Source organism: Monashia sp. HAY1-2A, assembly GCF_056755315.1.
In genome coordinates, this window is record NZ_JBNDHY010000028.1 from 24,760 (window position 1) to 38,414 (window position 13,655).

Sequence of the window (13,655 nt, forward strand, 5' to 3'; positions counted from 1 at the left end):
GTGGAACACGGCACACGACGTCCGATTGCCTCTGTTTTGAGGGTAATTCGCTGACTCAGCGACGCAGCCGCAGGCCCCGTGGGGTCATGTGGAACCCCGCGGTCGACAGCGCCTCGACGAGCGGGTGACCCGAGCCGAGGACCGACGCGCCGTCGGCCTTCTCGACGGTGAGCCGCCCGAGGGCCCCCTCGCGGACCGCGAGCGCCAGGGCGTCCGCGGCCGGCTGCAGCCGGGCGGGGTCCTCGGACCAGCAGAGCATCGTCTTGCCGCCGCGCTCGACGTAGAGCACGAGCGCACCGTCGACGAGGACGACGAGAGCGCCCGCCTTCCGGCCCGGCTGGTGGCCCTTGCGTCGCGAGGGGCCTTCGGCGGCCTCCTCGGTGGCGTCCGTGACGCCGCGCTCGGGCCAGCCGATGGCGGCACCGTAGGGGTTGGCGGGGTCGCTCGCGGCGAGGACGAGCGCCGGCACGACCGACGCGTCGGGGCGGCGCCCGCGACCCGGCGCGGCGGGCGGCGGCGTCACCGGCACGGCCCACTCGTCGCCCTCCCCCGGGTCGACGCGACCGGCGGACGACCCGGCACGAGCCGGCTCCCCACCCGGCAACCGCGACATCGACCGCAGCCGGTCGACGGCGCCGGTGGAGGCGAACTGCGACGCACCGAGGCCCTCGACGAAGTAGCCGCGGCGCACCTTGCCGGCCTCCTCGGCGGCGGCCAGTACCCGGTAGACGGCGGCGAACCCACCCGGCACGTCCTCGCTGACGACCGAGCCCCGGGTCAGCACGCCGTACCGGTCGAGGAGCAGCTCCGCGGCCGTGACGGCGCGCACCGTGGGGTCGGTCTCGGCGACGGGCAGCAGCGTCCAGCGGCCGACGCCGGTCGGTGGGCCGGAACCCTGCGCCCGGCCGGCCTGCAGCGCGCGCCCGGCGGCCGCGGTCTCGGCAGCCTCGACCTGCGCCGGCGTCGAGGCCGCGAGCGCCCCCCGCAGCGAACCGAACCGGCCGAGCGAGCCACGACGCGACGTGTACCGCGCCGACCGCGGGGCCGACGACGTGCGTCGGTGCGCGGTTCGGCCACCGGAGAGCAGGGCCCGCAACGGCGCGACGGTGTCGTTGGTGACGCGCCCGGACCACACGAGGGACCACAGGGCCTCCACCACCTCGGTGTCGTCGAGCTCGAGCCGCTGGGCGAGCGGACGGAAGAAGTACGCGCCCCCGCCGTCGAGGGCCGCGAGGACGGCGCGCTCGGCGTCGGTCAGGTCTGCACCGACGGGGTCGTCGGGCGGGGCCAGGGTCAGGTGCGCGCTGTCGGCGAGGTGGAGGCTGACCCAGCCGTCGTCACCCGGCAGCGAGCCGTGACCACGCCACACCACCTCGCCCGAGCTCATGACCTCGTCGAGCAGCGACGGCCGGTAGTCGGCCACCCGCGCCGGCAGGACGAGCGACTCGAGCGCGCTCGCGGGCACGACCGCACCCGTCAGCTGCTCGACCGCCCGCAGCAGGCCCTCGCGACCGCGCTGGCCGCCGCCGACGCCCTGCCACTGCGGCACGAACCGCGCGAGGTCGGCCTGGTCGACCGGCTCGACCTCGTGTCGCAGGGCCGCGAGCGACCGGCGCCGCAGGAGGCGCAGCACCTCGGCGTCGCAGAACTCGGGGCCGCGGCCACCGCCGTTCTCGGTCGGCAGCAGCTCGCCCTCGACGACCCGCCCGGCCGACACGAGCCGACGCAGCGCGTCGTGGACGACGGCCGGGCCCAGACCCCACCACGAGGCCACGGTGTGGACGGTGAACGGCCCGTGCGTGCGGGCGAACCGGGCCACGAGATCGGCCAGGGGGTCGGGGACCGGCTCGAGGAAGGCGTGCGGGACACCGACGGGCAGGGCCGTGCCGAGCGCGTCGCGCAGCCGGGCGGCGTCCTCGACGGCGGCCCAGCGGTCCTCGCCGGCGACACGGACCGCGATGACGCGTCGGGAGGACTCCAGCTCGGCGAGCGCCGACTCGACCGCCGCCGGGCCGAACCCCTCGGCGGCCCGCGTCACGACGTCGCGCGTCGACAGGGGGCCGAGGACGCGCAGGAGGTCGGCGACGTCCTCGGCGTCGCGGGCGGCGCGCTCGGGCGTGAGCCGCTGGAGCTCGGCCTCCGTGCGGGCGACCGCCTCGGGGTCGAGCAGGTCGCGCAGCGCCAGCGCCTCGCCCTGGCCGAGCAGCTCGGACAGCAGCGAGGGGTCGAGCGCGAGCGCGGCCGCGCGACGCTCGGCGAGGGGCGAGTCCCCCTCGTAGAGGTACTGCGCGACGTACCCGAAGACGAGCGACTTGGCGAACGGGCTCGGCTGCCGCGACTCGACGTCGACGACGGTGACGGCGCGCGAGCGGATCTCGCCCATGAGCTCGACGAGACCGGGGACGTCGAAGACGTCCTGGACGCACTCACGGACGGCCTCGAGGACGATGGGGAACGTCGGGTACTGGCTGGCGACCTCGAGCAGCTGGGCCGCCCGCTGCCGCTGCTGCCACAGCGGCTGGCGCCGGTCGGGGCGTCGACGCGGTAGCAGCAGCGCGCGCGCCGCGCACTCCCGGAAGCGGGAGGCGAACAGGGCCGACCCGCCGATCTCCTGCGTGACCAGCTCGCTCACCTCCTCCGGCTCGAGGGTGACCAGCTCGACGAGCTGCTGACCGACCGACGCGCTGCCGCCCGCACCGGCGTCGTCGAACTCGAGGTCGGGCAGCCGGAAGACGATGCCGTCGTCACCGTGCATGGCCTGCACGTCGATGCCGAACCGTTCGCGCATCCGCGCCGCGACGCACAGGGCCCACGGCGCGTGCACCTGACCGCCGAAGGGCGAGAGCACCGCGACGCGCCAGTCGCCGATCTCGTCGCGGAACCGCTCGACGACGATGGTGCGGTCGTCGGGGACGTGGCGCGTGGCCTCCTTCTGCTCGCCGAGGTAGCCGAGGAGGTTGTCGGCGGCCCACTCGTCAAGGCCGGCCTCCCGGACCCGGGCCCGGGCGCGCTCGGGCGACAGGCCGACGATCTCGCGGATGAACGACCCCACGGCCCGGCCGAGCTCGGCGGGCCGGCCCTGCTGGTCGCCCTTCCAGAACGGGAGGCGACCGGCCTGGCCCGGAGCGGGGGTGACGAGGACGCGGTCGTGGGTGATGTCCTCGATGCGCCACGTCGACGTGCCGAGGGTGAAGACGTCACCGACGCGGGACTCGTAGACCATCTCCTCGTCGAGCTCGCCGACCCGGCGGCCCGGCCCCTCACCGGAGGCGAGGAACACGGCGTACAGGCCGCGGTCCGGGATGGTGCCGCCGCTCGTGACGGCGAGGCGCTGGGCGCCGCGGCGTCCGGTGAGGGTGTCGGTGACGCGGTCCCACACGATGCGCGGTCGCAGCTCGGCGAACTCGTCGGACGGGTACCGGCCGGCGAGCATGTCGAGGGTCGCCTCGAGGACCGTCCGCGGCAGCGCGGCGAAGCTCGCGGTGCGTCGCACGAGACCCTCGAGGTCGCCGACGGTCCAGTCGTCCATGGCGCACATCGCGACGACGTGCTGGGCGAGGACGTCGACGGGGTTGGCCGGTACGCGCAGCGACTCGATGTCGCCCGAGCGCATCCGTTCGACGACGACGGCGGTCTGCACGAGGTCTCCCCGGAACTTCGGGAAGAGCACGCCCTGGCTCACGGCACCCACCTGGTGGCCGGCACGCCCGACGCGTTGCAGACCGCTCGCGACCGACGGCGGCGACTCGACCTGCACGACGAGGTCCACGGCGCCCATGTCGATGCCGAGCTCGAGGCTGCTCGTGGCGACGACGGCGGGCAGGCGACCGGCCTTGAGGTCCTCCTCGATGGCGGCGCGATGCTCCTTGCTCACGGACCCGTGGTGCGCGCGGGCCAGCACCGCGGGCGCGCCGCGCGAGGCCCCGGACTGCGCCATGATCTGCGCGGGTGGGTGCTTCGCGGCCGCGACGCCCGTGGCCACCGCGCCCAGGGCCGCGCCGGGCCCCGGCAGGCTCTCCTCCTCGGCGAGCCGCTCCTCCCAGATCTCGTTGAGCCGGGAGGTCAGCCGCTCGGCGAGGCGACGCGAGTTGGCGAAGACGAGCGTCGAGCGGTGGTCGGCGATGAGGTCGACGATGCGTTCCTCGACGTGCGGCCAGATGCTCGCCTGCGGGGCGTTGCCCGCTGCGGGGCCGGACAGGTCGGGGACGCCCGGGGAGATCTCGGCCGTCGCTGCGGACAGCTCGGCCATGTCGGGCACGGGCACGACGACGTCGAGGTCCCACTGCTTCGTCGAGGCCGGCTGCACGATGTCGACCGGACGCCCACCGGCGAGGTAGCGCGCGACCTCCTCGACCGGCCGGACCGTGGCCGACAGCCCGACGCGCTGGGCCGGCCTGGGCAGGACGGCGTCGAGGCGCTCGAGGCTCAGCGCGAGGTGGGCACCGCGCTTGGTTCCGGCGACGGCGTGGACCTCGTCGACGATGACGGTCTCGATGCCCCTGAGTGCCTCGCGGACCGACGAGGTGAGCATGAGGAACAGCGACTCGGGCGTCGTGATGAGGATGTCGCTCGGTGTCCGCGCGAAGGCGCGCCGCTCGTTCGCGGGGGTGTCGCCGGAGCGCACGCTGACACCGATGTCGGGGACCGGAAGGCCCAGCCGGGTGGCCGCGTGCCCGATGCCGACGAGCGGCGCGCGGAGGTTGCGTTCGACGTCGACGGCCAGCGCCTTCATCGGCGACACGTAGAGGACGCGGCACCGCTCGAGCCGCTCCTCGGGCACCGGCTCGCTCGCCATCCGGTCGATGGCCCAGAGGAAGGCCGAGAGCGTCTTGCCCGAGCCGGTCGGGGCGACGACGACGCAGTGACGTCCGGACGAGATGGCCTCCCAGGCGCCGGTCTGGGCGGTGGTGGGCGCACTGAAGCTGCTCCGGAACCACTCCGCGGTGGCCGGGGAGAAGCGGTCGAGCACGTCAGCCATCACCGACCACCCTGCCATGCGCCGGGGACAGTGCCCGGGGCGTCACCGCGTCGGTGCTCAGAAGGGCGGCAGCTCGCCCTCGCCGGGGGTGACCCGCAGGTCGCCCTCGTCGATGCGGACGTCGTTGATGCTCGCCTCCCGCCGACGCATGTACCCCAGGTCGTCGAACTCCCACAGCTCGTTGCCGTACGAGCGCCACCACCGGCCCTCGGGGTCGCGGGACTCGTACTGGAACCGCACGGCGATCCGGTTGCCCTCGAAGGCCCAGAGGTTCTTGCGCAGCCGGTAGTCCAGCTCCCGGGCCCACTTGCGCCGCAGGAACTCGGTGACCTCGGCGCGCCCGACGAGGTGCTCGTCACGGTTGCGCCACACGGTGTCCTCGCTGTAGGCGCCGGCGACCCGGTCAGGGTCGCGCGTGTTCCAGGCGTCCTCGGCCGCCTGCACCTTCTGGCGGGCGGTGTCCTCCGTGAACGGCGGCAGCGGCGGTCGGGGGTCCATGTCGGCTCCTTCCACGAGGGTCTCAGCGTCGCACCTCGCGGTGCGTGCCGTCGACGCGGCGGGTCCACCCCCGGGCGTCGAGGTGCTCGAGCAGCGGGACGACGGTGCGGCGCGTCGAGGCGAGCGCGACCCGCGCCTCGCTCGTCGTGAACGGCTGCGGCAGGCCGGCGAGGACCCGCATGGCCCGGGCCGGCGCGATCGGCTGGAGGTAGACGTCGTCGGGCACCCCGGTCAGGCGCAGCAGCCGGCCGGCTCGCACGGCCGCGGCCACCTCGCGGCCCCCGAGGCCGGCCGCGTCGAGCTCCTTCTGCTCGGGGGCCGCGAACGGCTCGTCGGCGAGCCGGGCCTCGATGCGGCGCAGGCCCTCCTCGGCCCGGTCCCCCAGCTCGGCGGTGCGGCCCGGCAGGCCGACCCGGCCGTCGTGGACGTCGAGCCCGACGGAGCCCGCGAGGTCGGGGACGAGGGTGCGGTCCGGGGCGCCGGACGCCGCGCGCGCGGCCTCGAGAGTGAGCGTCGGGTCGAGCGGGTCGGCGTCGGCGCGGGCGACCGAAGCGGCGTGCAACCGCCGCCCCCACTGCTGCCACGCCGCGTCGGCGACGAGCCACCGGCCCCGGCGTGCCACGCCGTCGGCGCTCGCTCCGTCCTCGGGCACCGGGAGCCCGAGGGCTGCCGCGTCGGAGGTGGCCATCGCCTCGCGCCGGGCGACCTCGGCGGCGAGGTCCGGGGTGCCGCTCATGCCGGCGACGGCCTCGGCGCGCCGGACCGCGGCACCGCGGCGGCGCAGCGGCGGCGGGTCGGCGTCGACGACGAGCGCCCCGACGACGTGCCGCGACCCGGGGTCGCGAAGGACGAGCCGGTCCCCCGCCGTGAGGGCGAGCGGCGCCGGGAGGGTGAGGCGGACGGCGTCGCCGCCGAGCGGTCGCGTGCGCACCTGCACGGCGAGCGAGCCGACGTGGAGCATGAGGTTCGCGGGGATGCGTCCGGGTCCGGAGCGGACGGCGTCGCCACGCTCGAGCCGCACGTCGACCGAGTCCGTCGTCCGCCACGCGTGCGGCGTCACGAGGGCGTCCCCGCGGCCCACCTGGTCGGCCCCGAGCCCACGGAGGTTGACGGCGACCCGGCTCACGGGGCCGACGGCGTGGGCGGGCTGCTCCTGGCTCTGCAGCCCGCGCACGGTGACGCGGGCGTGGGCTCCGTCGGCGCGCTGCACGAGCAGCTCGTCGCCGACGCGGACCGTCCCGGCGCCGAGCGTGCCGGTGACCACCGTCCCGGCGCCCCGCACCGTGAAGGACCGGTCGACCCAGAGGCGCAGGCGGGCCCCGGTGTCCGGTGCGGGCAGCGACGCGACGAGCCGGTCGAGGGCGGCCCGCACGTCGTCGAGCCCCTCGCCGGTCCGGGCCGACACGGCGACCGCCTCGCAGCCGGCGAGCGAGGTCGCCCGCACCCGCTCGAGGGCGTCGGCACGAGCCGGCCCCGGGTCGGCGAGGTCGGCGCGCGTGACGACGACGAGCCCGTGCCGCAGCCCGAGCGCGTCGACGGCGGCGAGGTGCTCGGCCGACTGCCGCCGCCACCCCTCGTCCGCGGCGACGACGAGGACGACGGCCGGGGCCGGGCCCAGACCGGCCAGCATGTTGCCGACGAAGTGCTCGTGACCGGGGACGTCGACGAAGGCGACGGACGCCCCGGACGGCAGGGTCGTCCACGCATAGCCGAGGTCGATCGTCAGGCCGCGGCGCCGTTCCTCGGCCCAGCGGTCCGGCTCGATGCCGGTGAGGGCGCGCACCAGGGTCGACTTGCCGTGGTCGACGTGGCCGGCGGTGGCGACGACGTGCACGCCCTCACCGTACCCAGCGGACGGTCCGCGTCAGTGGCGACGCAGCCTGTCCCGCCCGGACGCCGCCGTGGCGCCGGTGGCGCCGGTCGTGCCGGTGGTGCCGGTACCGTCGGCAGCTGCCGGCCGGCGGTCGTGGCGGGGCGGCCGGGTCACGAGCGGCAGGACCAGCGCGACGAGGGTGATGATGCCGATGACGCTGAACCCGAGCGTGTAGGCCTTCTCGCTGCCGATGAGCGAGGCGATGAGGAGCGGGCCGACGACGCCGCCGATGCTCCAGCCGATGAGCATGAGGCCGTAGATCGCTCCGACGTTGCGCACCCCGAAGAACCGCCCGGCCGTCGAGGGCATGGTGCCGAACGCGCCCCCGTAGCAGAGGTACACGAGGGCGGCGAGGACGGCGAACAGCGCCTTGTTCGACGCGTGCGGGATGAGCAGCAGGCACACGGCCTGGATCCCGAGGATGCCGAGGAACGCCGGCATCTTGCCGACGAGGTCGGACAGCCAGCCCCAGAAGATGCGGCCTCCGCCGTTGAAGAGGCCCAGCACGCCGACGAGCGCGGCAGCCGCCGCGGTCGAGTAGCCGGCGACGTCGCTGGCCGTGCCGGCGGCCACGGCGATGAGCGAGATGCCGGCGGTGACGCTCATCGTGAGGATGCCGGTGAGCAGGTACCACTGCGGGGTGTGCATCGCCTCGCTCGGCGTGAAGTCGCGGGAGGCCGTGCCCGTGCCCGTGTCAGCGGACACGGCCGTGGCGGCCGACTCCGTGGTGGTGTCGGGCACGGCTGCCGGGTTGCGGAACACCGACGTGCACACGAGGAGGATGACGAGGTACCCGATGCCGAGCCAGAGGAAGGCCTTCGTCGGGACGCTCGGCGTGTGGTCGATCAGGGCCTGCCCGACGGGGGCGGTGACGACCGCCCCGAACCCGAACCCCGCGACCGCGAGGCCGGTGATGAGGCCCGGTTTGTCCGGGAACCACTTCTGCAGCATGGCGATCGGCACGATGTAGACCATCCCGAGGCCGAACCCGCCGATGACGCCGTACCCGAGGACGACCAGCCAGAAGGCGTCCGGCGACTGGGCGAAGGAGGCGAGGATGACGCCGACGGCGTAGATGACCCCTCCGGTCATCGCGACGACGCGCGGCCCGCGGGCGTCCTGGAGCCGGCCGCCGACGTAGCTGCCGATGAAGATCATCCCGATGACGACGCTGAACGGCACGGCGGCCTTCGACTTCGACCATCCGAACGCGGCGTCGCTCTGCATCGCCTTGGCGAAGACGCTCCACGCGTAGACGGAGCCGATGGCCAGCTGCACGAGGACGGCACAGACGAGGATGACCCAGCGGTTGGCGCCTCGGGTCCTCGTCACCGGATCGCTGTCGGTCCTGCTCACGGCATTCCCCTTCCGGTCCTCCGGCGGCGCCTCCCTGCGTCGTCGGTGCGCGTCTAGCGCGCCGTGGTGATCGCGTCGTCGACGACGCCGGCGGCGCGGCGGCGTTCGAGACGCTCGCGTTGGTGCTCGACCGTGTACTTCGGGTCGATCGCGGAGGCCATACCCGCCTCGAAGACGCCGAACCGAGTGCACGCCGATCCGGCCATCAGGGCCAAACCGCTCAGGGCGGCACCGACGCGGGTCCGTCCCACGGTGACGGCACCGACGGCGCCGGCGACGGTCAGCACCGTGCTGGCCCGGAGCAGACGGGCGGCCCTGCCGGTGCGCAGCGGCTCGGCGAGCATCGGCCCGAGCTCGCGCTGCATCCGCTCGAAGGCGAGCGTCTCGACGAGGGCGCTGAGGGCGGCCAGCCGCCGGGCGGGACCGTTCTGCCGGGCCGGCACGGTGAGCAGGGCCAGGCCCGACGCGGCGGCGTTCGCCGAGCTGACGAAGACGAACGGCAGCTCGCGGTAGGACTCGTGCCAGGTCGGGGTCGCGGTGTCGGCGAGGAGCACCGCGGTGTAGGCCGCGAGCGGCGGCGCGAAGAGCGCGGAGCCGGCCGTGGCCGGCCCGTCGGCGACCGCGAGCACCCGGGAGACGCGGGCGACCGCGGTGCCGGGCCGCCCTGTGCCGGAACGACGCTCGAGCAGCGCCTGACCCAGCTCGGTGGCGAGGGCCAGGCCGGAGAAGCCCCCGAAGGCGGTAAGGATCCACGAGCCGACCGACATCGGCGAGGTGAGCTTGACGGTGCGCAGCATGTTGAGGCCGCGGCTCGGCTTGCCGAGGTCCTTGGCGAGCGCCGCACCGCCGAGGGCCGCGGCTGCGACCGCACCGATGCGGCCCGCCCGGCGCAGCGCCGGGTAGCCGAGCACCTTGCCGCCGGCCCCGAGCAGCGCCGACCCGCCGGCGACGCCGCCGAGGAACAGGTACGCGGCGACCTCCTTCTCCCACGGCGCGGGCTTGACGACGTGCCGGCCGTAGTAGCTGTCGAACCGGACGTCCGGGACCATGAGCGACTCGTCGCGGCGCCGGCGGCCGCCGTCGTGCCCGGCGGTGTCACGGGCGTTGCCGTGGGTCGCCGGGTCACGCCGGCGCTCGCGCTCGGGCGGGCGGTCGGCGTCGAACGGGTTGGTCGTCATCGCTTCCTCCCGACGAACGCGGCCGCGGCCATGCCGAGCATCGCCAGTCCCGCGTACCCGGCCTTGCGGAACATGTCGGGCAGGTCGGCCGTGGTTACGCGCGGGTCCGGCGGCAGCCCGTAGACCTCGGGCTCGTCGAGCAGGAGGAACACCGACCCGGTGCCGCCGACCCCGTCGTTCTCGTCGGTGCCGTAGAGCCGCGCCTCGGTGTAGCCGAGGCCGTGCAGCTCGGCGACGCGGGCCCGTGCGGTGGCGCGCATGTCGTCGAGGTCGCCGAACTTGATCGAGGTCGTCGGGCAGGCCTGGGCGCACGCGGGTGTCTGCCCGGCCCCGAGGCGGTCGTAGCACAGCGTGCACTTCTGGGCGATGCCGACGTTCTTGACCTCGCCGTTGTGGGCCGGGTCGGCACCTGCCGAGCCGATGCTGATGCCGTGCGAGCGGCGTCCGCCCTCGTGGCCCTCGTCGCCCCGGCGCCGTTCGATGACCCCGAACGGGCAGGCGGCCACGCAGTACCCGCACCCGTTGCACACGTCGTCCTGCACGACGACGGTGCCGAACTCGGTGCGGAACAGCGACCCCGTCGGGCACACGTCGAGGCACGCCGCGTGGGTGCAGTGCTTGCACACGTCCGACGCCATGAGCCACCGGACGTCCGGCACGGCGGTGTCGGTGGGCCCCGGCCCGGCGGCGGCGCCGGACCGCACGTCGCCGGGCGCCTCCAGCGTCGCGGTGGCGGTGCCCCCGCCACCGGTCGGGGCCGGCTCGTCCCCCGTGCGCAGGGTCGGCATCCCGAGCTGGACGAGGCGTCGCCCCGACTCGCGGGCCTGCTCGATGCGCTCGCTCGTCTGCTCGACGAACGCGACGTGGCGCCAGGTGCTCGCCCCGAGCGCGCCGGTGTTGTCGTAGGACTGGTTGAGCAGGTCGAGGCCGTCCTCGGGGATGGCGTTCCACTCCTTGCACGCGACCTCGCAGGCCTTGCAGCCGATGCAGATCGAGGTGTCGGTGAAGAACCCCTTGCGCGGCTCCGGGCGGTCCCACGCGGCGTCGCTCGCGGGGTCGGTCGGCCCCGACAGCTGGTTGCGCCAGAAACCCATGCCTCAGCCCTCCTTCGGCTCGGGGACGGACCCCGGGTGCCCGGTGCGCAGCTCGTTGCCCGTCATGACGGTCGAGCCGGCGCGCGACTGGTACTCGGCGACGAGGCGCAGCAGCGCCTCCCCGGTCGGACGCCGTCCCGGCACGATGTCGCACGAGCCGGCCTTGCTCTCCTGGATCTGCACGTTCGGGTCGAGGGCGATCCCGAGCAGGTCGTTGGCGGCGTCACCGCTGACAACGGCGTCGCTGCCGACGCCCCAGTGGTACGGCAGCCCGACCTGGTGGACGGTGCGGCCGCGGATGACGAGCGGCGTCATGCGCTCGGTGACCAGGACCCGCGCCTCGATCGCGGTGCGGGCCGACACGATCGTGGCCCAGCCACCGGGCTCGAGCCCGCGCTCCTTCGCGAGCTCGGGCGAGACCTCGCAGAAGAACTCCGGCTGCAGCTCGGACAGGTACGGCAGCCACCGGCTCATGCCGCCCGCGGTGTGGTGCTCGGTGAGCCGGTAGGTCGTGAAGACGTACGGGTACACGTCGGACCCCGGCTCGCCCGCGGACGGGCTCCACAGGTTGTCCTTGCGGGGGAAGACCCGGCGGGCCGGGTTGGACTGCTGCGTGTAGAGCGGGTTGCGGACCGGCGACTCCTGCGGCTCGTAGTGCGTGGGCAGCGGACCGTCGAGCATGCCCTTGGGCGTGAAGAGCCAGCCCTTGCCGTCGGCCTGCATGATGAACGGGTCGTCGCCGGCGAGGCCGTCCGGGCCGCCGGTGCCCGGCTCGGGCCGGAACGTCGGCGCCTTCGTCGGCGGGAAGTCCGGCACGTCGTGCCCCGTCCACTTCCCGGCGTCGGCGTCCCACCACACGTACTTCTTGCGCTCGCTCCACGGGTGGCCCTCGGGGTCGGCCGAGGCCCGGTTGTAGAGGATGCGGCGGTTGGCCGGCCACGCCCAGCCCCAGTCGAGGGCGGTGAGGTCCTGCTCGCGGCCGGGTCGGCGGTTGGCGGCCTGGTTCTTGCCGTCTGCGTAGACGCCGGTGTAGATCCAGCAGCCGCCGTCGGTCGAGCCGTCGGCCTTCATCTCGGTGTACGACGACAGCGGCTGTCCGGCCTTGTCGCCCGTGAGGTGGCGGCCGTTGACCTCGGCGAGCACGGCCTCGGCGTCGATCTCGCCGTCGGCGTCGAGCGGGTAGTCCCACGTCAGGTCGAGCAGCGGCCGGTCGCGCGGGTCGGTCGAGTCGGCGAGGATCTCGCGGATGCGCCGGCCGAGCTCGTAGAAGAACTCCAGCTCGCTCTGCGCCTCACCGGGCGGCGCCACCGCCTTGTGGTGCCACTGGAGCATCCGCTGGGTCTGCGTGAACGAGCCGGACTTCTCGGTGTGGGCCGCCGCGGGCAGGAAGAACACCTCGGTCCGGATGTCCTCAGGACGCATCTCGCCCGTCGCGATCTCCGGGCCGTCCTTCCAGAACGTGGCCGACTCGATCATCGCGAAGTCGCGCACGACGAGCCACTTGAGGTGCGACATCGCCTGGCGCTGCATGCGGCCGTGGGCCGAGCCGACGGCCGGGTTCTGGCCGAGGAGGAAGTAGCCCTCGACCTGGTCCTCGAGCATCGCCATCGTCGTCTGGTACGTGCCGTGCGCGCCCGAGAGCCGGGGCAGGTAGTCGAAGCACCAGTCGTTCTCGGCGGTCGCGGCCTTGCCCCACCACGCCTTGAGCAGGCTGACGGCGTAGGTGTCGGCGTTGGCCCAGAAGCCCTTCTGGGACTTGCTGCCGATGGCGCCCACGTAGTCCTCCCACGTGTCGTGGAGGCCGACGACCGGCATCGCGAGGTAGCCGGGGAGGATGTTGTAGAGCGTCGGGATGTCGGTCGATCCCTGGATGCTGGCGTGGCCGCGCAGCGCCATGATGCCGCCGCCCGGACGGCCCATGTTGCCGAGCAGCAGCTGGATGATGGCCGCGGTGCGGATGAACTGGGCGCCGAGCGTGTGCTGGGTCCAGCCGACGGCGTAGACGAACGCCGTGGTGCGGTCGCGGCCGCTGTTCTCGGTGACGGCCTTGGCCAGGTAGGCGAAGTCGTCGACGCTGACGCCGCACGTGTCGGCGACCATCTCCGGGGTGTAGCGGGCGTAGTGCTTCTTGAGGATCTGGAAGACGCACCGCGGGTCCTGCAGCGACTCGTCGCGCAGCACGCTCGCGTGCTCGAGCGCCGGTCCGCCGGAGCCGTGCTCGTCACCGGCCGCGCGCTCGGACTTGCTGTGGCCGTGCTCGTGCCCGCCGCCGCCGCTCTCGTGAGCGGCGGCCGGGCCGCCGATGGTGCCCGGCGACCCGTCCTCGTCGTCCGAGCCCGCCGCGTAGGCCCACGTGCTCGGCTCGTACGAGCCCTTCTCCTCGTCGTAGCCGGAGAAGAGGCCGTCGAGGTCCTCGGTGTCCCGGAACGTCTCGCTGACGAGCGTCGCGGCGTTCGTGTACGCGACGACGTACTCCTTGAAATACAGCTCGCGCGTCAGGATGTGGTTGATGAGCGCGCCGAGCAGCACGACGTCGCTGCCGGCCCGGATCGGGATGTGCTTGTCGGCCGTCGCCGACGTGCGGGTGAACCGCGGGTCGACGTGGATGACCTTCGCGCCCTTGAGACGGGCCTCGGTCACCCACTGGTAGGCGACCGGGTGGCACTCGGCCATGTTCG

7 protein-coding genes are annotated in these 13,655 nt (G+C 74.3%); all 7 read right to left on the bottom strand.

Annotation, left to right across the window (positions count from 1 at the left end; genetic code table 11):
- Positions 1-55: 55 nt before the first annotated feature.
- The gene (locus tag ACPYOM_RS06295) at positions 56-4,978 is read right to left on the bottom strand and encodes an ATP-dependent helicase (protein WP_481345323.1); all 4,923 of its coding nucleotides are present in this window, start codon (positions 4,976-4,978) and stop codon (positions 56-58) included.
- 57 nt (positions 4,979-5,035) lie between these two features.
- Positions 5,036-5,476 carry a nuclear transport factor 2 family protein gene (locus ACPYOM_RS06300; protein ID WP_481345324.1) on the bottom strand — a complete coding sequence of 147 codons (441 nt, stop codon included), beginning with the start codon at positions 5,474-5,476 and terminating at the stop codon, positions 5,036-5,038.
- Between the two features lie 22 nt (positions 5,477-5,498).
- A complete protein-coding gene (selB, locus tag ACPYOM_RS06305; RefSeq protein WP_481345325.1) occupies positions 5,499-7,310 on the bottom strand; it encodes a selenocysteine-specific translation elongation factor in 1,812 nt (603 codons plus the stop codon).
- A gap of 30 nt (positions 7,311-7,340) precedes the next feature.
- Positions 7,341-8,705, bottom strand: a complete 1,365-nt coding sequence (locus tag ACPYOM_RS06310; RefSeq protein WP_481345326.1) for an L-lactate MFS transporter — start codon at positions 8,703-8,705, stop codon at positions 7,341-7,343.
- A 53-nt stretch (positions 8,706-8,758) separates the two neighbouring features.
- A complete protein-coding gene (nrfD, locus tag ACPYOM_RS06315; protein WP_481345327.1) occupies positions 8,759-9,883 on the bottom strand; it encodes an NrfD/PsrC family molybdoenzyme membrane anchor subunit in 1,125 nt (374 codons plus the stop codon).
- Positions 9,880-10,977 carry a 4Fe-4S dicluster domain-containing protein gene (locus tag ACPYOM_RS06320; protein ID WP_481345328.1) on the bottom strand — a complete coding sequence of 366 codons (1,098 nt, stop codon included), beginning with the start codon at positions 10,975-10,977 and terminating at the stop codon, positions 9,880-9,882. The genes nrfD and ACPYOM_RS06320 overlap by 4 nt, the downstream gene beginning before the upstream one ends.
- 3 nt (positions 10,978-10,980) lie before the next feature.
- Positions 10,981-13,655: formate dehydrogenase (gene fdh, locus ACPYOM_RS06325; protein ID WP_481345329.1), on the bottom strand; the 2,675-nt coding region annotated here is incomplete at its 5' end.

Bases quoted from the DNA above. Each gene is read 5' to 3' on its own strand.
- ACPYOM_RS06295 (WP_481345323.1), bottom strand. From the start codon at position 4,978: ATGGCTGACGTGCTCGACCGCTTCTCCCCGGCCACCGCGGAGTGGTTC.
- ACPYOM_RS06300 (WP_481345324.1), bottom strand. From the start codon at position 5,476: ATGGACCCCCGACCGCCGCTGCCGCCGTTCACGGAGGACACCGCCCGC.
- nrfD (WP_481345327.1), bottom strand. From the start codon at position 9,883: ATGACGACCAACCCGTTCGACGCCGACCGCCCGCCCGAGCGCGAGCGC.
- ACPYOM_RS06320 (WP_481345328.1), bottom strand. From the start codon at position 10,977: ATGGGTTTCTGGCGCAACCAGCTGTCGGGGCCGACCGACCCCGCGAGC.